Source organism: Desulfoconvexum algidum, assembly GCF_055382125.1.
On the sequence record NZ_AP042394.1, the window covers coordinates 543,140 to 564,752 of the forward strand.

At 38.7% G+C, this 21,613-nt stretch carries 18 protein-coding genes and 2 pseudogenes; 11 read left to right on the top strand and 9 right to left on the bottom strand.

The genetic code is table 11. The features are described from left to right. Nucleotides 1-433: 433 nt before the first annotated feature. Nucleotides 434-1,756, top strand: a pseudogene (locus ACZ45G_RS02370) (sodium:solute symporter family protein). A 273-nt stretch (nt 1,757-2,029) separates the two neighbouring features. Here the strand turns inward: ACZ45G_RS02370 and ACZ45G_RS02375 are convergent. Continuing rightward, nucleotides 2,030-3,028, bottom strand: a complete 999-nt coding sequence (locus ACZ45G_RS02375; RefSeq protein ID WP_464175051.1) for a LysR family transcriptional regulator — start codon at nt 3,026-3,028, stop codon at nt 2,030-2,032. Between the two features lie 373 nt (nt 3,029-3,401). Between ACZ45G_RS02375 and ACZ45G_RS02380 the strand changes: the two genes are divergently transcribed. The 6 genes from ACZ45G_RS02380 (at nt 3,402) to ACZ45G_RS02405 (ending at nt 10,079) form a co-directional block, all read left to right on the top strand. After that, on the top strand, nt 3,402-4,391 hold the full coding sequence (locus tag ACZ45G_RS02380; protein ID WP_464175053.1) for an HAD family hydrolase: 990 nt from the start codon (nt 3,402-3,404) through the stop codon (nt 4,389-4,391). Between the two features lie 30 nt (nt 4,392-4,421). Beyond that, nucleotides 4,422-5,276, top strand: coding sequence for a mechanosensitive ion channel family protein (locus tag ACZ45G_RS02385; protein ID WP_464175054.1), 855 nt, complete (start codon nt 4,422-4,424; stop codon nt 5,274-5,276). Between the two features lie 15 nt (nt 5,277-5,291). Further along, nucleotides 5,292-5,603: a hypothetical protein gene (locus ACZ45G_RS02390; protein WP_464175055.1), complete on the top strand. Its 312-nt coding sequence runs from the start codon at nt 5,292-5,294 to the stop codon at nt 5,601-5,603. A gap of 97 nt (nt 5,604-5,700) precedes the next feature. Continuing rightward, on the top strand, nt 5,701-8,136 hold the full coding sequence (locus tag ACZ45G_RS02395) for an arylsulfatase (protein ID WP_464175057.1): 2,436 nt from the start codon (nt 5,701-5,703) through the stop codon (nt 8,134-8,136). Nucleotides 8,137-8,378: 242 nt separating this feature from the next. Next, nucleotides 8,379-8,585: a hypothetical protein gene (locus ACZ45G_RS02400; RefSeq protein ID WP_464175058.1), complete on the top strand. Its 207-nt coding sequence runs from the start codon at nt 8,379-8,381 to the stop codon at nt 8,583-8,585. 129 nt (nt 8,586-8,714) lie between these two features. Continuing rightward, a complete protein-coding gene (locus ACZ45G_RS02405) occupies nt 8,715-10,079 on the top strand; it encodes a transposase (protein ID WP_464175059.1) in 1,365 nt (454 codons plus the stop codon). A gap of 320 nt (nt 10,080-10,399) precedes the next feature. Here ACZ45G_RS02405 and ACZ45G_RS02410 read toward each other — a convergent pair whose 3' ends face one another. The 7 genes and pseudogenes from ACZ45G_RS02410 to ACZ45G_RS02440 all read right to left on the bottom strand — a co-directional run bounded on the left by ACZ45G_RS02410 (nt 10,400) and on the right by ACZ45G_RS02440 (nt 16,270). Beyond that, complete coding sequence (locus ACZ45G_RS02410; RefSeq protein ID WP_464175060.1) at nt 10,400-10,576, bottom strand: hypothetical protein; 177 nt, start codon at nt 10,574-10,576, stop codon at nt 10,400-10,402. 183 nt (nt 10,577-10,759) lie between these two features. After that, nucleotides 10,760-11,086: a hypothetical protein gene (locus ACZ45G_RS02415; RefSeq protein WP_464175061.1), complete on the bottom strand. Its 327-nt coding sequence runs from the start codon at nt 11,084-11,086 to the stop codon at nt 10,760-10,762. A gap of 630 nt (nt 11,087-11,716) precedes the next feature. Beyond that, nucleotides 11,717-12,004, bottom strand: coding sequence for a hypothetical protein (locus ACZ45G_RS02420; RefSeq protein ID WP_464175063.1), 288 nt, complete (start codon nt 12,002-12,004; stop codon nt 11,717-11,719). Between the two features lie 149 nt (nt 12,005-12,153). Then, nucleotides 12,154-12,879 carry a PAS domain-containing protein gene (locus ACZ45G_RS02425; RefSeq protein ID WP_464175064.1) on the bottom strand — a complete coding sequence of 242 codons (726 nt, stop codon included), beginning with the start codon at nt 12,877-12,879 and terminating at the stop codon, nt 12,154-12,156. Between the two features lie 332 nt (nt 12,880-13,211). Beyond that, a complete protein-coding gene (locus ACZ45G_RS02430) occupies nt 13,212-13,811 on the bottom strand; it encodes a helix-turn-helix transcriptional regulator (RefSeq protein ID WP_464175065.1) in 600 nt (199 codons plus the stop codon). A gap of 484 nt (nt 13,812-14,295) precedes the next feature. Beyond that, a complete protein-coding gene (locus tag ACZ45G_RS02435) occupies nt 14,296-15,360 on the bottom strand; it encodes an IS91 family transposase (RefSeq protein WP_464175066.1) in 1,065 nt (354 codons plus the stop codon). Continuing rightward, nucleotides 15,357-16,270: pseudogene (locus ACZ45G_RS02440) on the bottom strand (tyrosine-type recombinase/integrase). Before ACZ45G_RS02440 ends, ACZ45G_RS02435 begins: the two are co-directional and overlap by 4 nt. A gap of 589 nt (nt 16,271-16,859) precedes the next feature. Between ACZ45G_RS02440 and ACZ45G_RS02445 the strand changes: the two are divergent. Next, on the top strand, nt 16,860-17,636 hold the full coding sequence (locus tag ACZ45G_RS02445) for a helix-turn-helix transcriptional regulator (RefSeq protein ID WP_464175067.1): 777 nt from the start codon (nt 16,860-16,862) through the stop codon (nt 17,634-17,636). Nucleotides 17,637-17,769: 133 nt separating this feature from the next. After that, nucleotides 17,770-18,261, top strand: coding sequence for a hypothetical protein (locus ACZ45G_RS02450; RefSeq protein ID WP_464175068.1), 492 nt, complete (start codon nt 17,770-17,772; stop codon nt 18,259-18,261). Here the strand turns inward: ACZ45G_RS02450 and ACZ45G_RS02455 are convergent. After that, nucleotides 18,218-19,738 (bottom strand): MarR family transcriptional regulator, encoded by a 1,521-nt coding sequence (locus ACZ45G_RS02455; RefSeq protein ID WP_464175069.1) that lies wholly within the window; start codon nt 19,736-19,738, stop codon nt 18,218-18,220. The two genes, ACZ45G_RS02450 and ACZ45G_RS02455, sit on opposite strands and share 44 nt — an antisense overlap. Before the next feature lie 1,146 nt (nt 19,739-20,884). Between ACZ45G_RS02455 and ACZ45G_RS02460 the strand changes: the two genes are divergently transcribed. Together ACZ45G_RS02460 and ACZ45G_RS02465 are read left to right on the top strand one after the other, a co-directional pair. Further along, nucleotides 20,885-21,124 (top strand): DNA/RNA non-specific endonuclease, encoded by a 240-nt coding sequence (locus tag ACZ45G_RS02460; protein ID WP_464175070.1) that lies wholly within the window; start codon nt 20,885-20,887, stop codon nt 21,122-21,124. A 51-nt stretch (nt 21,125-21,175) separates the two neighbouring features. Further along, the gene (locus ACZ45G_RS02465; RefSeq protein ID WP_464175071.1) at nt 21,176-21,343 is read left to right on the top strand and encodes a hypothetical protein; all 168 of its coding nucleotides are present in this window, start codon (nt 21,176-21,178) and stop codon (nt 21,341-21,343) included. Nucleotides 21,344-21,613: the final 270 nt, after the last annotated feature.

Below are 21,613 nucleotides of genomic sequence, written 5' to 3' on the forward strand. Positions count from 1 at the left end.
TTTTGGTAGATTCTGGAAAAATATTTTTCGGGTATAAACCAGAATCAACTTGGTCTCCAATTATGTTGCGTCTTTTTTTTGTTGCGAGTTTTTTCTATTTTTTTTAAAAAAAAGTGTATTTTCTTTGGATTTAATTTTTTTTTCTCATCTTCTTTGCTTTTGACAGGATGTCTTCAGTGGCTACCCCGCCAGACCCCGCCCCATTCTTTAGAATAATACCCCGCCAGCCCTTCGTATAGGTTGATCATAGTCCTGAGGAGGCTCGATGGGTATATCTCATGAATGATGCCGATAAAATTTATTATTTCCTTATAGGGCTGTACCTGGTTGTAATGATCACAGTGGGCATCGTCCATTCACTTCGTATCCGAACAGCACTGGAATATCTTGCTGCAGGACGGGAAGTGGGTTTTTTTCCACAGCGGGGACAGTTGTGGCCACATTTTGCGGCGCTGCGGCATTTATTGGATTTGTTGGCCAGGGGTATACATCTGGGATCAACGGAATCTTTTTGTTGGTATTGCCGGCCCTTTTTTTTGCTCTGATTTTTGCCCTGTGTTTCGGTCGTCGTCTTCGAAAACTTGAGATCTACACTATTTCTGACGTTTTTTCATTGCGCTATGGAAAAACTGCAGGTCTATTTCCAGCCCTAATTCAGATTTTTGTTTTAGCCGCCCCCATGCTCGGCGCTCAGATTTTGGGGATGGGGGTTGTCTTCCATACTTTTTTTGATATGGATTTGATCTATTGTATTTACATTGGTTTTTTTATTATTTTAGCATATACTTTTTTGGGTGGTCTTCCCACAACCATTTTGACCGATTTAATCCAAGCCATTATTCTTGCAGCAGGTCTGATTCTTTTCTTTTTCCTGAGTCTGAAACATGGCTGAGAAGGATTTGATCTTTTCACATCCACTCCCAAGTCTTTTTGGAAACCATTTGGTCCAGAGGAGGGGGTAGTATCGGTTTTAGCCTCTTTTGCCACTTTAGGAATGTCTTTCCTGGTCTGGCAGAGTTTATGGCAACGAAATTTTGCAGCTAAAAGCGATGGTGTAGCTATCTGGGGTATTGTGGCAGGGTTGTTTTTTTCTGGTATTCTTCTTTGCCTTTCTTTTTTCATCGGAATTAGCACAATAGGCTTTTTAGAACCCGGCCTTCTCCCCATGGAGGTCTTTACTGTTTCCATCAAAACCATTTTTCCTCCAACGCTGGGCGCCATAATAATTGTTGGGTTAATCGCAGCTATCATGTCAGGAGCAGATTCCTTTATCTTGATGGGAAGCGCCTCCATCAGCCGAGACATATACCAGCGCTACCTACGACCTAACGCTTCCAGTCAACAGATTCTTATCTTTTCCCGGTTGGGGGTTGTTGGATTTTCTTGCATAGGCTTAATCATCGCTCTTGCCGCTCAGGAAATCATCCCTTTGCTCATGCTGTCCTTCAAAACCACCGGCGCTTGCATGACTATTCCCTTTCTTGCGCTTATGTTCTGGAAAAATTCAACCAGAGCCGGAATTGTCTGGGGTATGATGGCAGGCCTGCTAACTTCAATAATATCCTATTTTTACAGTACTCAGAACATTTGGCCTTCAGTCTGGGGTTACGCTTGCTCCCTGGTCGTGACCGTTGCAGTAAGCCTACTGACCCCCCATGCAGAAGACGAACAAGTCAAATCTGTATTTTTTCAGGACCTTGACACGGAAGCAAACCTGGATTTTGGTTCTGTATTGATAGGTGACGGGAAAAAATGATTTCTATTTCGAAAAAAGCCAAAGCATTACGGCAGAAAGAAGAGGGCTTGAAAGATATCAACAGTTTGAACAAATTCTTTCACAACTTTCCATCGAATTCATCAGTATTCCAGGAAAAATAATTGAGGGCCGCATCCGGCGTTTCGAAGATCATCAAAATAGTAGAAACTATATTCTTTTTTTGGGCTGATCAATACATCATGACGCATATCATCCCTTAAAGATTGTAAACTAGCTGGCAGACCAAGAACTAATGGGCCGGTTTCTTTCATATTAAACCAGATCATTAGCAACTGGTTTACTTTCGGGGCCCATTATAGCCTTTGTATTATGACTTTTCTCCATTATGGATAATATTTGATCCTCCTCAATCAAATACTGTTGAAATTTTTTCATTGCAGGTGAGTACGACATGTCCTTTTTAACGAGAATACCAAGGTTAGTGTAACACCCATCAAAGCTTGGGGGTAAAGTGACAAATTGATTCGAAAGATGGCTGTTCAGGATAACCGGTAGGGATGACAATCCAATACTATTTCCGTTTGCAATGATCTTAAATAAAATTTCCCAATCTTCACATTGGATGGCTTGATCTTTAATTTTCAATCTATAACTGTCAGGAAGTTTGGCTTCTTGAGCCATTCCTAAATAGGCAAAGTCAGGAAGCCATGCAGTAGAGAGAGGGTAATTTATGATTTCTTTCATAGTGATTTTTTTTAGTTTCAATATGGGATGCGTATTTCGACAAAAAAAATAGCATTGATGTATATTTAAAGGAAAAACTTTCATTTCATCCAATGGAATTATTTTGCTTGCTATCCGTAGGTCTACCAAAGCCATTTCTAAATCAAAATTTTCTAATCTTTCAATTACCAGCGGTGCAGCATCTATAAATGTAGTAATGTTTATTTGGGGAAAATTTGTACAGAGTTTCTCTATAACACCACCAAGCATCATTTTTGCCCCAAAAGAACCCATGCCTATGGATAGTTTTCCTGATTTTATGTTTTTTATCAGTTCTATATCACGCTCAAGAAGAAACATCTGTCTAATTATCGGCAGCCCTTTTTCTATAATGTGCTGACCAAACGCCGTCGGGCGATTCTTAATTTTTGAGCGATTAAATAATTTGACGTCCAGAATTCCTTCTAAAGTGGCAATTGACCTGCTTAATGCTGGCTGAGATATATTAAGTTCTTTAGCGGCGTCAGCAAAACTGCCATGGGTATCAATCGCTTGAATTTGTTTTAGGTGTCTAATTGTAATATTCATAAAAAATCTACCTGAAAAATAATAATATATAACTTTATGTTATTAACTTGATGATAAAAATGCAATTGAATTATTTTAAAATAGGATCTATTATGAAGTTCTTGCAGAACCATTTCATTTGCAAGGAGCTACACAACAATTTGTATGAACATAATTTCTAATCCACAATATGCAGACGAAAACTTGAAAATACGTTTTATCTGCAAGAGGCTCTTATTATAAATTCTTGTTTAATGGATTTTGAGTATTTTCCAGGAATTAATCGTATAACCCCGACAAACCGTTATTGTACAGAGTTATAGGATTCTGCAGTAGGGTACTACAATGGAAGTGTCAAAGGAAGTGTCAAAAATTTTATGAAAAAAGGAAAAAAATGAATAAATCAAATAAATTATTCCTTGCCGTATTGTTCCTGTTCTGCTCTTCCTTTCATTTTGCTTGGGCCCAGAACGACCCATTGCAATCCTGGAATGAAGGGTCAAGCAAAAGCGCTATTATCGCATTTGTCCAAGCCGTAATCGATAAATCCGGTCTTGACTATGTACCGCCTGGTGAACGTATCGCTGTTTTTGACAATGACGGTACTCTCTGGTCCGAACAACCTGCTTACTTTCAACTCTATTTTGCCATGGATCGGGTCAAAGAGCTGGCAGCAGATCATCCGGAATGGAAGAACCAGCAGCCTTTTAAAGCTGTGCTTGAAGAAGACATGGAAACGCTTGTGGCCTCAGGAGAAGAGGGATTGATCCAATTAATAATGGTCACCCATGCAGGAATGACAAGTAATGATTTTACCGATATCGTCAAAAAATGGCTGCAGACCGCAACGCATCCCACCTTGAAAAAACCGTACACTGAACTTGTTTTTAAGCCCATGCTTGAACTATTGGATTACCTGCAGAAAAACGATTTTAAAAACTATATTGTATCCGGTGGCGGTATTGAGTTTATGAGGCCCTGGAGTGAAGAAATATATGGTATTCCACCGGAACGGGTCGTGGGCAGTTCAATCGTTACTAAATTCAAAATAGAGGATGGAAAACCCGTGCTGGTAAGGGAAGCGAAAGTCATTTTTATCGACGATAAAGCGGGAAAACCGATTGGCATCAACCAGCATATTGGGCGACGCCCGATTTTTGCCTTTGGCAATTCCGACGGTGATTTACAAATGCTGCAATATACGACTCTGGGTGTCACCGCAAAACGGTTTGCAGGAATCGTCCATCATACCGATGAAACAAGGGAATTTGCCTATGATAGAAACTCCCATATCGGCCGTTTGGACAAAGCACTGATTGAAGCTGACTCAAATGGCTGGACTGTGGTGGATATGAAAAAAGAATGGAAGGTTATCTACCCTTAATTTAAGTGTAATTAAAAACAGGAGGTTCCGATGAACGAGCAGGTCTCAAAACTTCAAGAGCTGGGTAAGTTGATGCAAAATCATGGGCTTGAATTGATTATCGCATTGAGTGTTCTTGTTGTTGGACTTTTTATCACAAAATGGACGGTTAGAAATTTAAAAATTCTGCTGGCAAAAATAATAAAAAATGCTGCTACCATCTCCATTATTTCAAACAGTCTGGGTATCATTCTTTTGGCCATTGTTTTAATAACGGCTGCCATGGAGATCGGTGCTAAACCTGGACCTTTGATTGCATTCATAATGATTGTTGTCCTTTGCGCCATTGGCGTTATGGTGATTTTTCGCCCTTTAATTCCCACCCTCCCCTTTAAAGTGGGAAATACGGTAAAAACAGGAGACCTCCTGGGGAAAATAGAGGCCACAACTCTTCTCAACACAAGGTTGAAGACCTTTGACGGTAAAACTTTTTTTGTTCCCAACCGGAAAATACTTGATGATGTTGTCATAAATTATCAATTAACAAAAACCAGAAGAATTAATGTTGATGTCAGTATCCGATATGACCAGGACCTGGCAAAGGCAAAACAGGTTTTGGAAGCAATCATGACAGCAGACCCGAGGGTCCTCACAAAACCTGCCCCCCAAGTATATGTGTTAAAGCTGGCGTCACACGGAGTTGAAATTGGCGGACGCTGCTGGGTAAACAATGCCAAATACTGGGTTGCTAAATGCGAATTGTTGGAAAAAACCAAATTCAGATTTGATAGCGAAAAGATTAAATTTGCCTATCCACAATTGGATGTTCACCATTATAAGGATGAAGAATCTGCTGGTTTGGATACCAAAGAATTGCCCTGGGAAATACAGGAAGACCAAGTATAGCAAAAGGAGAAAAATATGAAGCTAGCACAGGGGTTAAAGGTTATTGCCAACGGCTGGGTAGGAAAACCTAAGGGTTTCAGAGTTAAATATCAAAAACTGGTTGATTCAAAATTAGTCACGGAATATTCTCCCGGTCTTGATGACAGCACCTTGGATTCTGATGTTACAACATGGCGATATGCATGGAAACTATTTGAGGCGAGCAAATCCGGGTCCAAGGACATCGTCACGGATGAACTTGTGAATATAACCGTGGTTGATGATTCTGACAGACAAGTCGACTATTATGTAACCGGAAAACCGGAAATATTTAATGAGAAAAGATGAATAGGTTCTGGGGGTATCAAAATCCGCAAAAAAAAATATTCGGAATAGGGTAAACCATCACCTAATTATAATGAATAAACAAAAAGGAGAAATGCGCATGGAAATTAAAAATTATTTTTACAATTCAATCTACTTGCTAATCATGGTTTTTCTAATTTCATTTTTTTCAGGTTGTACGCATTTAACATCAACAAAGGGTCCCCAGGACAAACAAGAATTCAAAGGAAAAATAAGCTTAGATGTTCGAGATTCTAAATCTGATTGGACTGCTTATACTCCTAAACAAGCTCCTGAAGGGTCTCCAAACATTTTATTTGTTTTGTATGACGATACTGGTTTAGGATCCTGGTCGCCTTATGGTGGCGCTATTAATATGCCAACCATGGACAAACTTGCCAAGGATGGCTTAACTTATACCCAATTCCATACGACAGCTTTATGTTCGCCCACCCGTTCCACCATCCAAACCGGTAGAAATCATCACTTAAATGGTATGGCTGCGATTACTGAGACAGCTGATGGATTTCCGGGTGCCAATGGAAGAATGTCAGAACGTGTAACGCCACTTTCAAAAATTTTACAAGATAACGGTTACAGCACATTTTGGATTGGGAAAAACCACAATGTACCCGAACAAGATGTTGCGTCTGGAGCCAGTAAAAAACAATGGCCTTTACAAATGGGATGGGATCGATTTTATGGTTTTATTGGTGGCGAAACCAATCAATGGTATCCTGATTTAATAGAGGATAATCATTTTATTGAACAAAAATATGGACCGGAAGATGGATATCACCTTTCAAAAGACCTTGCAGACCACGCTCTCGGAATGTTACGTGATCAGCAAGCGACCAACCCTTCAAAACCTTGGTATTTGTGGTATAATCCGGGAGCGAATCACGCACCCCATCATGCACCTAAAGAATACATAGAAAAATATAAGGGTAAATTTGATAAGGGTTATGATGCATATAGAGAATGGGTTACCGGGCGTATGATTGAAAAAGGAATTTTACCTGAAGGTACCGTAAATACACCTATGAATCCTATGAGAGAAGATATGGCAGCGGCTGTTGACAATGTACGTCCCTGGGATTCATTAAACGATGATGAAAAAAAGCTGTTTGCCAGAATGGCTGAAGTTTATGCTGGGTTTTCTGAATATACCGATGCCCAAGTTGGCAGGATTATTGACTACTTAGAAGAAAGCGGTCAATTAGAAAATACGATTGTTTTATACGCTGCCGATAATGGCGCCTCAGGAGAAGGTAGCCCAAATGGTTCGGTAAATGAAAATAAATTTTTTAATGGTTATCCAGATGAGTTATCAGAAAACATGAAATATTTTGATGTATTAGGTGGACCGGAAACATACGAACATTTCCCAACCGGTTGGGCATCTGCTTTTTCTGCTCCATTTAAAATGTTTAAACGTTATTCACAATATGCAGGCGGAACAAATGATCCTTTGGTAATTTCTTGGCCAAAAGGGATAAAAGCCAAAGGAGAAATTCGCCATCAATATCACCATTCTGTAGATATCGTACCGACACTTCTTGAAGCTGTTGGATTAGAAATGCCAGCGGTTTATCATGGCGTGGAGCAAGAGCCTCTGTCCGGTGTATCTATGGCATACAGTTTTGATGCAAAACCAAATGATCCAACACAAAAAAAAGTACAATATTTTGCTATGTTAGGTTCACGAGGTATATGGAAAGAGGGTTGGAAAGCGGCTGCCGTGCATGCCCCACTCTCAGGCAAAGGAAACTTTGATAAAGATGACTGGGAACTATACCATGTAGCATTAGACAGATCGGAGTCTAAAGATTTGGCTAAAGAAAACCCTGAAAAACTACAAGAATTAATTGATACTTGGTTTGTAGAAGCTGAAAAAAATAATGTTTTGCCCCTGGATGACAGAAGTGCAGCTGAAATAATTGGTATAGAAAGGCCATCCCAAGAACCGGCAAGAGATAGATATATTTATTATGCTAACACAGCACCGGTACCGGAAGGTAATGCTGTAAATGTAAGAGGCCGTTCTTATAAAATATTGGCAAATGTAGAAATCACTAAAAATTCTTCAGGTGTTTTATTTGCCCACGGTTCACGTTTTGGAGGACACTCATTATTTATTAAAAATAATAAGCTCTATTACGTATATAACTTTTTGGGAATAAAACCGGAACAAGTTTTTGAATCTCCAGATAAACTCTCTCCGGGGAAATATACTTTAGGTATGGAATTTATCAGGAAAGAAACAGGAGAACATGGGGAATCCATTGGTGTGACTCAACTCTATATAAATGAAAAATTAGTTGCAAAAGGACCAATGAGAACACAACCTGCTAAATTTACGCTTTCAGGTGATGGTTTATGTGTTGGATATGATAGTGGTGATGCTGTGAGTGAATTATATCCCACTCCAAGTAAATTTAGTGGGGGAATACTTGACTTTGTAGGCGTAACAGTTGAAGGTACGCCCTATATTGATTTAGAAGCGGAAGCCAAGCGGGTAATGATGAGTCAGTAAACAAGTAGTGATTTTTAAATAGAACAGAAAAACTCATAATACAAAGTGCTCCGGATTTGAATAGCCGATTATTTTGAGTCATATCCGAGGGCCAAAAAAGTTATGGATAGCATCAGGCTTGTCTGATGCTATTCATAACCAATTTTTCTACAAAAGCCCGCTAAATAGCAAGCTATAGAACTTTTTAAGGATTTGGGCATATCGGAGACTGGGAGCTCCAGGCCCGGGAAGATGGAATCAAAATGGTTGAAGAGCTTATCCGAACGGAAGATATCAAGATGGAAGCCATGAGCATCAGAACCAGATTCGGGCAAAGTGGGGGAACAATTCTGTTTTATCCTTGGACTGGCAAAGGCATTGTCCATGATTTAAAAAAAATAACAACGGCACCCGATCCTCACCCGGACAAAATCAGTGAAATATTTTCAAATACCCCTATTAAAAAATAACAGCAGCCTCCTTTGGCTACCGTGTTCTTTATATACTTGAGTTTTCGAAAAATGGCTATAGACATTCTAAACGCAATATGAGATGATTAAGTGGCGTACTATAATCAAATCTTTTCTTGTGAGTTAAGTATGACCATGAAAATTCCATGCGCCAAACGTCTCCCGTTCATTGTCACCGGTTTGTCATTTCTACAGCCAGCTCTTACAAATATTCAATTTAGTAATCTGACTTTAATAGCGACGGCATTGGTACTCGGAGCTAAGTTCAATCTTACTGAAATAAGCCGTATGTGGTTGAAGGAAAAGAGTGTAAGTACCCTTTCCTATTTGTTATCCGATGCTAAATTTTATATCCCTGAAATGGAAATTCTTTATGTAGCCCAGCTTCAAAAAATGTATAAGTTGACTGGTGGATACTATTGTATTGACGATACAATGAAGCATCATACTAATTTTTGCAAATGGATTCATGGAGTCTTTGTATTATTTGACCATGCCGCTAAAACTAACCTCAAGGCCACCTGTATTGTTTTTTTATATTACAGTGACGGTGGTTTTATTAAATTTCCAATAACTTATCGAATTTACCATAAAGATACAGACTGCATGTCCTGGCAACGTGGGAAACCTAAAGAATGCAAAGCAAAATATGATCTTGCCCTGGAAATGCTTGAATGGGCTCTAAAAATTGGTTTACCTAAATGTATTGTATTAGCAGATTCATGGTTCGGCATTGAACCATTTATTACCGGACTTAAAAAACTTTGTCTCAGTTATGTTATTGAAGTGAAACGTAGTTACAAAATCAAAGTCCCCTGCAAGAATACCAAGCTTACTCCATCTGGAAGAAAGGCAAAAAATCAAACTGAGTTAATAAGCTTGCCAGAATATTTTAGAGACATTACGTCTGTTATCGCATGTGGGTTTGATGCAGATAATAAATCCGGGAAAAAAGCAAAAGTCCTTTACCATACGAAAACTGATACTGTTCGTTTAAATTCGATTCCGGGCAAACATCGCCTTATTGAGAGCAAAGATCCTGCCAAGAAAACCACGAAATATCTTCTTACCAATGAAGTTACCTGGGAAGCCACCAAGATTATCTTTACTTACAGCAACAGATGGGTTATTGAAGAATTTTTCAGGAATGCCAAACAGCTTACCGATATGGAGGGAGCCACTATCAGGAGTGAACAAGGTGTAGCAACAGCGTTATGCCTGGTGTCCTGGATTGACTCCCTCCTACATTTTGAAAATTACAAGCAAGGCACTGCTGGGAAATTGTCGAAGGAATCATTAACGATTCCCTCAATAGTCCGTCAAGCACAATACGAAAATCTGAAGGCAATATTAGGTAAAATTCAGCAGGATAAGAATTTTATTCCAACGTGGTTAGCAGTTGAAGGAAAAAATATTACAAGAAAAAGGAAGAAAAACAATCAATTAGTCACTCTTGATCGGCATCAAGACGAAAAAATACTATTGTGTGCATGACAAATAAAATATCATTTGTATTTGTCAATATTTTTTTTTCGAAAACTCAAGTATATATTATAAAAATTATAGTAGTAGAATTCATGTCAGCAACAACTGTGGCTCATATAATGTAATTTAAAATCAGAGAAAATGAAAAGTAAAAACAAAAAAAGCAGAGCCATTTCTGACCCTGCTTTTATATTTGAACACTGATATGATTTATCCATATAGAGATTTTGTTATTTTAGGAACAGCTATAAACAAAACCCGTTCCATTAATACCTCTCATCAAGGGTTGTTTTTTTACCAACGGATCAAACCGTAACCATTTGCGCCGCTTACGCCATGGGAAGCTTCATCGCCACACCAACCATTTCCACCGTTGCCGCCGCTTTCTGTTTCAATAATAATACGGTCTCCTCCAGACCCGCCGTTGCAACCCTGATTACTGAAACCATTGTTTCCGAGAATATCGCCACTTCCACCAGTACCACCCGGAACAGAATCAGAATCATAAACAGGTCCGCCCTGGCCGCCTGATCCACCGCCAGCAGTTAAGGAGCCTGCCAGATCGGAAAATGTGCTATGATCTCCGTGCAAGCAAATTTCCCCAAATTTTATTATATTTTATTGGGGCAATTATCACTCTCAATTAAAAAAAGGTGATAATCTGCTCTCTATAATTTTTACTTATTTGGCTAACGTTCAGGCAGATCTGCTCCTATTGTCTGCATAGCCTCTTCAATTGTTGACCAGTTTTTAAATTCATAAACAAATCCTTCAATATTATAAAATTCAGTCATAAATTTGCGTAAATATGCAGATGCCTCTTCATATTTACCGGGTTTAGTCAAATGGGCTGATAAAACTTTTAAACCTTCTTTATCGCTGCTAACCGCCGTATCAATCAAAGTAGTCAAAAAATCTTCTGGCTTTAGGTATTTTTCATTTGCCCTTAACCAAGCAGTTAATACTTCATTGTTTTTGTGCAATGGATAGTGGCTTTCGACTAAAATAATCGGCATAAGGTTCTCCTTTTCTCTTAAATAAATCAGGCAAGATATGTGTTGATAATTAATTAAACAAATATATTGCCACCAAAATTATGATGTGAAAATTTGAAACAGGCAGTAGAATTTTAACACAATCGGAACTCAAATCGAAAAAGTTACAACACTTGACTTGTGCCACAGAAGGTGGCCAAAAGAAAACGAATGTCAATACAATTTAACGATTGGATAGCAAGAAAAAGATATCAAGTCAATAGGTATAAACCCCTATTTTCACGGAAAACCCGTGTTTTTTTAATAGGTAAAAATATTGTGAAATTTACTTCACAAATCAGATTGTTTTGGGGATGCTTCATGAACAAGAATTCCATCCGCCAAAGACTTAAGTTCTACCGGAATTAGTTTTGAATTAACAAGTCCAAGATAGTGGTGTAAAACAAATAAGTTTTCGGTAGTACAATTAAACTATATTGAAAAAGGTGAAATCAAATTTTAAAATTTCTCATGAATTTATAATTGGAGATCAACTTTATCTTGTCCATGCCCGGGAGTTTTCTGTGTAGGCGATTTGGCTAATGTGAATTTTTCAACAGGTTTTTCGATAATTATGTCAGCTTTTTTTAGTAGTTGGATAATGACTTTCAGTTATTTTTGAGATGTTGACTGTTTTGGATAAATGTTCAGTTGATCCAATACCTTTTTAACACCAACAATCTTACATTCCATCATATCAACAGTTTTTTTCTGCTTATTGATCAAATATTCCTGATTTTTTGCCAGGGTTTCTATAAAACTGCACAGGTTTTCAACTGCGACTCGAAGTCTGGTTGATATCTGCTTCCTGCTCTGATTTTGTAAAGGTGGCCTTTGGCAATTATTAGAATGAAATCTACGAATTTTGCCTTTACGAGGTCTATGTAAAAAATCATTCATATAATCAATATTCTCCTTTGATTATTTATTATAATTGTCCCTTAGAGAATCTGTTTTTGTTTGTCAATTTGGGAAACTCTTACTTTTGTTAAGAAACAATTATATAGTTTTCGAGCTTATTAAAAATAAAAGAGCAAGGATTAAACCATTTATGACTTATTCACCAATCTTTTCTTTTTTGCCTTTATAAACCAATCTTGTTTTCCATAAAGTTCATCTGAGCATTCAGGACACAAGCCGTGACTGAATTTTGCATGGGAATATTTTTCGATGTATTCTTCTATCTGGTTCCAGTGGCCTTTATCATCCCGGATTTTTTTACAGCATGCGCAAATCGGGAGTAACACATTTAATGTTTTAACATTCTCAACTGATTTCTGAAGTGCTTTTAGCAGTTTTTCTCGTCCCTTTTGTGCCCATTTTCGCTCAGTTATATTTCGATCAATCCCTCGATAGCCTATTACCTTCCCTGCTTTGTTACAAATCGGGACTCCATTCGTTTCAAGAACAATAAGTCGACCATCTTTGTGTCGGTTAACATTCTCCAATTCGGCAAATGAGGTTCCTTTTTTTATTATATTCATGAAGAATTTTGAGATTTTTTTGGCCTCTTCTGGTGGTATCAAATCGAAAGGGGTTAAACCAATAATCTTTTCCGGTTTGTATCCCAGCATGGCCTCCACCTGTGGGCTGCTATAAGTATAGGTGGCGTTTTCGTCTACTTCCCATATCCAGTCACTGGAAAACTCGACGAGTCCCTTGAACTTTGCTTCGCTCTCCTGCAAAGCCTTCTCAGCTTTTTTATGCTCATATTCTGATTGCTCTAATTCCAAAATTCTTTTCTCTAATTGTTTATAAGTCAGTTTTTCGGTCATAGGAATACTGCGCTATTTTTATTGGCGTTGAATACAAGGTTGAGCATACATAAAAAAAACAATAAAATTGTGACTTTTTTGAGAGAGAACATAAATTACTCCTTTCAGTTATTGTTTTTAATTATCAATATAATAAATAGAACCTATCAAACTAAGAATGCATATTATCCTGTTTGACCGATATTTTTAGTACTATCAGAATTAAAAGGTTCGGATTAAGATACCTCCTCAACCATTAGCACAATAAGGAGTATAAAGAACCTGTCAGTTTTTACAGGTTTTAATGATTATTAAAGAACGCTTGTTAGGAAGGGTTTAGATTACCACTAAATTTAGTCTAACTGAACAATTCCAAGATTGTAAGCAATAGCTACGGCATGAGTCCTATTTGATACATTTAGCTTTTTCACAATATTATTTGCATGAAAATTTGCTGTTCGTTCACTGATATTGAGGATTACAGATATATCCCAGGATGATTTTCCTTGTTTTAGCCAGTTGAGCACTTCAATTTCTCGATTTGTAAGAATGGATTTCAAACGAATATTATTTACTGTTTCAATTCCAAGACTTCTTTTCAATGCTTCGGATAAATGTGGTGTCAAATAAGTGATTATTGCTTCGGTTCTCTTTTGGTAATGAGATGATACTCCACTGAAAGAGAATGTTGCTGCTGTTAAAAAATTTGGTTCTATAGTTACGGAACTATAGCCGTTTCCTATATTGCCATCAATAATCCAATCAGGATAAGATACCCCATTTTTCTTAAAAGCAAGATTCCAATTCTGGATAGTTAGAGAACTCATCAACTCTTTTATCACCGGATCATTCGCATTGTATCCCATTTCAAAATAGTAATCCAATAGACCAGTTGGATAATTTATATCAACCATCTCAATAGCTGGATTATTTGATATTGCCAATTCTTTCAAGTTCACGAATGTGCAAAATGAATTGGTATGGGGGAAAAAGTCCTGCAAATTATATACAAGGTTCTTAAAAGTATCTAAATCTTTAACTTGAAGGCAGTGTGAAGTTACATCGAGTATTTTTATAGCATCATTTTTATCAATATACTTATTCAACTCTAACGAATAAGGTTAGATTGTGTAAGCGGAGCGAGCCACAATCTGAACCGTTTGTTGGACAAGCCCGGTCACACCATATATAGAAAATAGCTTTTTGATCTTTTTCGAGGCAGGGTCGCCGGATCAGGCGGATGTGGGGCAGGACCGGTTCTTTTTTCGAAAAATTGATCTTTGAAATAGATTCATCAGATTATAGAGGCCGTTTGAAGCAAAAAAGGCTGTTTTTTGCGCGCAGGTATGCGTTGCCGGGAGAACCGGTTTTGTTTCACGCATAGTGATGTGCGGAGTTTGGATTAGTCAACACCTCCTTTCGGATCGTTCATGCCGGTCAGGCGAGCAGCGGCAGGATAATTTGTGTTTGGATGATTTCCATCTTTGCTCCACAAATGGGACAGGTGATTGCGGGGCGTTTTTTCTGTCTGCCAGCAAGCATGCGGAGCGGATTGAACCGCAGTACCACCTGGAGGAATTTAATGAGTTTCTTGCTGCAGGGATGAAGGAATCCATAACACCGGACTTTGTGAAAACCCTTGGGCAGGACATGGTACATGAGCAGATAAAGAAAATTTTCTCCGGTCACGGTCCGTGTTTTGTACTTTTTGGACTTTGCGGGCAGGTAGCGGAAGGTCACCATGCCGTCTTCGCATCGCAGGATGTCCTTTTCCTGAATGACTCCTCGGTAAAGATATCTTCCAAGGTAGATGATGGCCTTGTCGCCGTTGCCGACGCTTTTGCAATGAGCAATCCACTTTTGGGGACAATCCCCGGGCAGTTTCAGGCCCTGATCGACCAGAGCTTCCAGCATCTTTGCCCGGAAGACCTTTGCCATGGCCCTTTCGTTGAAGAGGTATCCGGTCTTTTTTTTCCATAAACCGGTCAGAATGTTGATGCTTGCCGCGGGCATGACGACATGAATATGAGGATGATGATTGAGCTCTCGTGAATGCGTGTGGAGTATGGCGGTGAACCCGGCTGTTCCGCCAAGTTTTTTGTCGTTCCGGGTGAAGGTTTTTAAGGTTTCCTGAACACAATCAAACATCAGGGAATAGACGATTTTCTGGTGCCTCCATGCCAAGGCCCGAAGTTGCTTTGGGAGGGTGAAGGTGACCCGGTAGTATTCGGCCGGGAGTTGCTTGTCCAGTTGATTTTCGATCCACTGCTGGTTTTCATGGTTCTGGCAATGGGGGCAGTTTCTGTGACCACAGGAGTGGGGAATATATTTTCTTTCGCCGCAGTCATGATCGGTGCATTGTACCAGCATGTGCGGGCCATGCGTCTGCCTGCACTGCTCCATAGCCCAAAGGGCCTTTTGGTGACTGGGCAGGATTGAATCTTTGTATTGCTCCAGAAAGCCATGCTTGAAATTGTTGATTATTGTGGAAATCAGAATCATTTGACACCTCCCCAGGTAATATCGAAGGTGTCGGTCAAGGAGTTGACGGCCCGAAGGGCGTTGTTCCTGGTGACGGTCGTCAGGTGGGTATACCTGGAGGTGGTCAGGATGCTGACATGTCCCAGAATCTGCTGGAGTTCGACCAGATCTACGCTGGATTCCAGCATATGGGTGGCATAACTGTGGCGCAGGGAGTGGCATGAAATTTTTTTTTGATGCCGAGTTGCCTGACCACAGCCTTCATGGCGCTCTGAATGCCGCCTCTGTCCAAGGGTGTATTAACCAGATGTGCATTTTTCAGACCCCGCTTCCGGTTCGGAAAAAGGAACTCTGGGTGCCGATGGACAGACCAGAAAGCCTTCAAAATCCGTAAAGTTTTCTCCGGCAGGGGGACCAACCTGTCCTTGTTCCCCTTGGCGTCACGGATGTGGACTCGCATATTGGTAGAATCGATATCGCCGGCCTTCAACTGGATCCCTTCTCCAAGACGCAAGCCTAGGGAATAGGAGGTAAAAAAGAAAACCCTATAACTCAATTGGCGCGTGGCATAGACCAGTTGTTGGAGTTGTGCAACAGAAAGAATATCCGGAATCCTGGTGGCCTTTGGCGGTTTAATTAGGGGGATGTCTTCCCAGGTCTTGCTCAGCACTCTGGTGTAAAAGAACTTCAGACCATAAAGGTCGAGCTTGACAGCACTCCAGGAACGACATGCGAGCAGGTCGGTGAAATAATCAAGGAGTTGGTCTGTGGTCAGGTTCTCGACCCGGCAGTCGAAATAGTTGCCGATCCGCCTGATCGCCCGTGAGTAGGCCTCGATGGTCTTGGGTTGCAGGCCTGCCAGTTTTAAGTACTGGAGATGATTGCGGTAATACTCTTTGACTTGTGGATCATTGGGCATGCTGGTGTTCATTGTAAACCTCCTTTTTTGAAGTAACTGGTCAATGGCGGATGCGTTGGCATCGCCTTTCCCGGTATATTACTATAAGAAGGTAAAGTTACAATATGTTGATTTTTAAAAAAGGTGGGGCTTGCTGTCTCCGCGTAGCGGCTTCGTCCAACAATTCAACTCAGCCTTTTTACAATTATCATGGGCAAATGTTCAAGATTTGGTGAAGTTATAATATGGTAGATATCTCAAGTAAAGAAAATATTATAGCTGCCCTCCACGTTCATGTTAGCCAGGTAGCATCCATGACATCCCAGCTGTAACATTCATTTCTCAATGATGGCTGCCACTATTGTTTGGATTTATGGTGCGTGTCTTGAAAATATCCCGGAACGTCGACATAAGGTAAGAGGTCGGAACAGCTTTGTTTTCTCAGACCATAGACATATCATAGCCAAAGCCGCATTGAGTGAGAATTTTGATACTGTTTGCCATAGTCACCCCAAAGCCTTGAAAAAATATTTCATTGACATGCTGCTACGCATGGTTGCATGATCGTTACACTTTGATTTTGGTGAAACTTCAGATATCTTTATATGGGTTGATAAAAACAATGGAATCAAAATTGGCATACAATGACACATCTCTTTCAAGACAAGACACCCTGAACTTAATTGAAATTTGTAATAGAGCAATTAAAATCACAAGAATAAATGAGCTTAAAAAGTTAATACCTGATTTAGATTATTTATTCTTATTCGATTATGCTTACTGCTTTTATGCAGATCTAAAAGAGCTAATGGCTCTCACAAAAAATCCCCAGATTGAATATCTTGATGTGAATTTTCCTAATGGCCTTCTCGAGTCTTATTTGGAACTAAACATGCATATAGATGATCCAGTTGCAAAAGAATATATTAAAACGTTTGAAGTTCAGAATTGGAAAGAATGTTTCAAAAAATATCAAAACCAAGGACTTTTGCCTATTCTAAAAGACAATGAAATAATTGATGGGTACACACATGGTGTGATAAATACAAACCTTGGAACGGCTTCTTCATTTTCTTTTGCAAATACCTTTTTGGATAAGGGTGATCGAACAAAAACGATTTTATCAATTTTAATTCCACATCTTAACGAAGCATATAATCGATGCCTGAACCCACAAAAAAGAAACTTACTTCACCTGAAAACAATTTTGACAGATAGAGAGCTTGAGACTTTAAAATGGCTTAAATTGGGAAAGACTTCTTGGGAAATATCAGTAATTCTAAATATTAGTGAACGAACAGTAAATTTTCACATTAACAACATCATTAAAAAACTAAATGCCACAAACAGAACCCATGCAGTTGCTATTGCCTGTAGTATGGGCGTTTTAGAGATGTGAACTCAATTTTTGTCTGCATGAAATGAATTTACCTGTAAAATTTGACAGGTGAATATAATAATTAAATAGTGATAACATTTTTTCCATAATCCATAAAAAACAGGGAACTCATAGCCACTGACAAGGAGATAAGATGAGGTTAAAGAAAATTCTTTTGGGTATGTTAGCTTTAGGGTTAATTTTTGTTTTTTTCGAAGTTTCCATTGCTGCAACTCTTTTTGAGGAAAATTGGGAAGATGGTATCAATGAAAGCCTCTGGAAATCATGGGGAAGCCCTGCTCCCAAAATCATTGCAGGTGAAGGGATTGGAAATAGCAAAGCATTAGATCCTGATGGTGATAGTAGCCATCAAAGTGGTTTAACCTCATATGAAAGATTCGAACTTAAAGAAGGGCTTAGTGTTGGTGCATGGTTTAAAGGTAATTATTCAGCTAATCCATGGCAGAATACATGGTTATCCTTAGGTTCAGAGGATGCTGCAAGCACAACACAGTCAAATATTGGCGGTCGTTTCGCTGGAATGTGGTTTCATGACGGTTTAGTTTCTTATCTCTTATATTCGTGTTTTTTTGGCAAAAGAATTATGCAAATGGCTCATAAGCCTTTGACAATTCAGGGATTATAACCATTGTTTTAACTTTCATCCCCATGGTAATTACTTGACTTCCAAAACGAGTCAAATAGTATTTATAAGTGTGGGCAACTTTTTTGATCATACCGTGTGTATGCAATCTTTTTAAGGTTCTTGATACTTGACTGCTGGAGTAGTTTTTAAGCTTACTACGGAGATTTTTATTCTGGAAGCCACTGATTGTAAACTCACCGGACATTATTGTTTGCAATACGTTCATGTCATCTTCGTTGAAAAAGTTAAACCCCTTGAATGGCCGGTTGTTTTGAACAACGGTCTCTGAGATTTTTTTAAGTTTTTTTATACCAACACTCGGATCAACTATATCTGAAATGAATTTTAAAAAACGTTTGTTTGCATTCAATAATATGCCGGTTAAAGGCCCCAAACTGTATAGTCCTTTTTTCATACCTGTAAGTTTCATGGAGCTTGTTCCATCTCGATGTTCTACCTTTCGGTAGTGCCTAAAAAAAGAGACATCATTGGTCGTTGTTTCTATCCTGAGAATGATACCGTGTTTATCATACATTTTTATTGAGGTGGACCCCATTCTAAATTTGATGCATGTCCCCTCTATCCTTGTAGAAAAATTATTGCCCATTTCATCCTGATATTGTGGATCGAGTTTTCGGCCAAGAAAAGTAGCGATGTTTTCAGGTTTGACTGAATGAATAGCAGTACGGGTTAAATTTTCATAAATTAGTTTCAAATCTTCTTGACGTTTGAAAATAATATCGGTCGCATATTCAACCTGCATGATGCTCCAATGATAACCCATAGGAAAATGTTTGATAACCGGACAATAACGGTTTGCAAGTTCATTTAGCTTTTCATGTATTTGAACAATATTTAGAGCATCGCTGATTTTTTGAGCAGCTTCAAAGGATTCAGTTTTCATGATTGCATTGTCCCTTATTACACTTTGAATGCCTTTTCGTTTCATAGCAGCATCAAGGACATTATGGCCATTAAAATAAATTTGTAATCGAAACGGACACCATGTAGGAACCCTGACATAACAAAGGCCCAAATTCTCATCAATAAAATAAAAATAATAATGCAAACATTTCCCCAAAATTGATTTCAGATATGTTTTGCCAGTTTTTTTATTGTGCCAAGGTTTGTAGGAAGGACATGCTTCCATGGCCGAAATAATATGAACAAGACCGGGATGATCACCTCTTTTTTTGATGATATCTTTTATTATTTTTTCTTTCCGAATTTTTCTCTTTGGAAGAAATTGAATCTGGATTTCATTATTTAAAGCAACTTTTTCAGCATTATTTCGGAGTTCTTCTTTGAAAGGTTCGGCAAATTTTGGGTAATCAAAAATTCTAACTTTATTTGAATAAAGATAACTGGTCATGCCTTTTGCGTAACATATTCCGGGAACAGTACCTTGAATAATGACACGATCGTAACAATGTAAAACACCAGATATTTGTTTGGAGTATCTTTCTGTAAAAAGCATACTTGACCTCCTTTGGGTTAGGCACGGTTTCCAGTGGAGGTGTGATTGCCTTGTAAAGAGCGTATTTTTGATCATTTTTTACAAACTCTTGCCGAATGGAATGATAGAACAGCAACTGTTTGAGGGAGCGAAGCGAGAGAGTTTTGCTGTTCAAATGAAATGAGGGTAGAGTTTGTTAAAATGATCAAATCAGCGATTGCAAGGTGATCAGACCGGAACGGGTCTTGACCAAATTCTTCTTATTGGATATTCATTATACATTCGCTTATTATTAAATGAAACCTTTTTGGTTCTGGCTTGTCCAGGTTAGGTAGTACTGGCATACAGCCTTCCATACGTTTTTATAATGGGTCAGAAAGCGTCTATGTAGACTATGATATCAGCAACGATGATGAATACCATTATTATAGTTTCAATATAAATAATGATAAAACCATTTCATATTTTGTAGATAACGTTGAAGAACACAAGTCGGAAAGTGAATTAGACTTTTGATGGACTGATTGTGGGGATGGTTGGGGTAGCGAAGCTGCCGGGTAGACTCTAAAAATAACAGGCAAGTTTAATCAAAATTAAGGGTTTCCCTGATTGACATCGCTCAGATGTGCAGATATCTATTATCAATAAAATTCGTAAATCAGCCTCATTCTCACTGTTTATTGTTTTGTAACTTATTTTTCGGTCCTAATAAAAATTGTACATATTTTTTATTTCTAAATGCAATTAAGGCGGTGGTCCATATGAACATACCAAGGTCCGGTATTGACTCCAGAAGCAATATAAATCGCAGAAAACTGAACATTGATCAGGGAATGTCAGAAAGGCGAAAATTTGAAAGACGGATTTCAGGGGAGCGTCGGGAAAGCTGGGTGAGATCCTCGGATTGGAGTTCGTATGATCTACAGAGTAAAAACCGATATCTCTGGTCAATCATGAAAGAGTAGGAGGTCTTATAACCCGAAGTATAATCTCTGGTGGGTGCAAACTGCGACAGGAGGTGTAATCAATGGGAATTAACACGATCACTCAAGCCTTTGAGAAGACCGAAAGGAAAAAAGCGGGGAAAATAAAAATATATAAAATAGTGTTGTGTCTATCTTTGGGACTGAACATAATTCTAATAGCTCTTATCCTTTCAGGGATCATATGACACCAGTTGGAAATGGTGTTGAAGTTCCCCCGATGTTTTTTAAGATTGTCGTTACTGAAACTAATGGGAAACCAACTGTCCTGGCATTCTTTTTCACACATCAGATAAAAAAGCATGGTGACATCCAAAACTATTTGATATCGGTTAATCTTATTGAGGCTATTACCGGACTTGATTTCTTCCCTGATTTATCCAGCAGCGAATGGGAGATATGGAAAGGCAAAGTACATGGGTAAACTGGGAATAGTTAAATTCCATAATATTGAAATTTTTAAAAGGGGTATCCCGTGGATTACAAAATTATTAATGTAACAATGGAAGATGAATTTAAAGTTTGTCCATCTTGTGGATATAAGGATGGTTTTCATTCTATGCTTAAAAAAAAGGAAAGGTTACTAAATGGCTTTTTATTTGCCCTTCCTGTAGCGATATTTTTGATGTCGGTCATACATTAAAAAATGAGATATAAAGGGAAATGAAAAGATCGGTTCTTTTTCCCAATTTCCAGATCAAAATGCCCTCGCTCAGTAAAAAGTTTAAAAGATCATGAGCAAGACCCCTTAAGTTTTTTACACAGGATCGCTTGTATCGATCACCATTAAATACTCCGGACATTATGCAGAATTGTTTTAGCAAGGGTGTTGCCTTCGAGTATGCGCCCTGGAGGGCAAATAGATGACCGGCAAGTATGTTTTTTATATAAAAAACACTCTGGAAGAATGGCC

Excerpts from the sequence above, each read along its gene's own strand:
- ACZ45G_RS02400 (WP_464175058.1), top strand. The coding sequence starts at position 8,379 with ATGGTTGAAGAGCTTATCCGAACGGAAGATATCAAGATGGAAGCCATG.
- ACZ45G_RS02405 (WP_464175059.1), top strand. The coding sequence starts at position 8,715 with ATGACCATGAAAATTCCATGCGCCAAACGTCTCCCGTTCATTGTCACC.
- ACZ45G_RS02420 (WP_464175063.1), bottom strand. The coding sequence starts at position 12,004 with ATGAATGATTTTTTACATAGACCTCGTAAAGGCAAAATTCGTAGATTT.
- ACZ45G_RS02415 (WP_464175061.1), bottom strand. The coding sequence starts at position 11,086 with ATGCCGATTATTTTAGTCGAAAGCCACTATCCATTGCACAAAAACAAT.
- ACZ45G_RS02450 (WP_464175068.1), top strand. The coding sequence starts at position 17,770 with ATGAGGTTAAAGAAAATTCTTTTGGGTATGTTAGCTTTAGGGTTAATT.
- ACZ45G_RS02390 (WP_464175055.1), top strand. The coding sequence starts at position 5,292 with ATGAAGCTAGCACAGGGGTTAAAGGTTATTGCCAACGGCTGGGTAGGA.
- ACZ45G_RS02455 (WP_464175069.1), bottom strand. The coding sequence starts at position 19,738 with ATGCTTTTTACAGAAAGATACTCCAAACAAATATCTGGTGTTTTACAT.
- ACZ45G_RS02380 (WP_464175053.1), top strand. The coding sequence starts at position 3,402 with ATGAATAAATCAAATAAATTATTCCTTGCCGTATTGTTCCTGTTCTGC.
- ACZ45G_RS02395 (WP_464175057.1), top strand. The coding sequence starts at position 5,701 with ATGGAAATTAAAAATTATTTTTACAATTCAATCTACTTGCTAATCATG.
- ACZ45G_RS02435 (WP_464175066.1), bottom strand. The coding sequence starts at position 15,360 with ATGATTCTGATTTCCACAATAATCAACAATTTCAAGCATGGCTTTCTG.
- ACZ45G_RS02425 (WP_464175064.1), bottom strand. The coding sequence starts at position 12,879 with ATGACCGAAAAACTGACTTATAAACAATTAGAGAAAAGAATTTTGGAA.
- ACZ45G_RS02375 (WP_464175051.1), bottom strand. The coding sequence starts at position 3,028 with ATGAATATTACAATTAGACACCTAAAACAAATTCAAGCGATTGATACC.
- ACZ45G_RS02445 (WP_464175067.1), top strand. The coding sequence starts at position 16,860 with ATGGAATCAAAATTGGCATACAATGACACATCTCTTTCAAGACAAGAC.
- ACZ45G_RS02385 (WP_464175054.1), top strand. The coding sequence starts at position 4,422 with ATGAACGAGCAGGTCTCAAAACTTCAAGAGCTGGGTAAGTTGATGCAA.
- ACZ45G_RS02410 (WP_464175060.1), bottom strand. The coding sequence starts at position 10,576 with ATGATTCTGATTCTGTTCCGGGTGGTACTGGTGGAAGTGGCGATATTC.
- ACZ45G_RS02460 (WP_464175070.1), top strand. The coding sequence starts at position 20,885 with ATGACACCAGTTGGAAATGGTGTTGAAGTTCCCCCGATGTTTTTTAAG.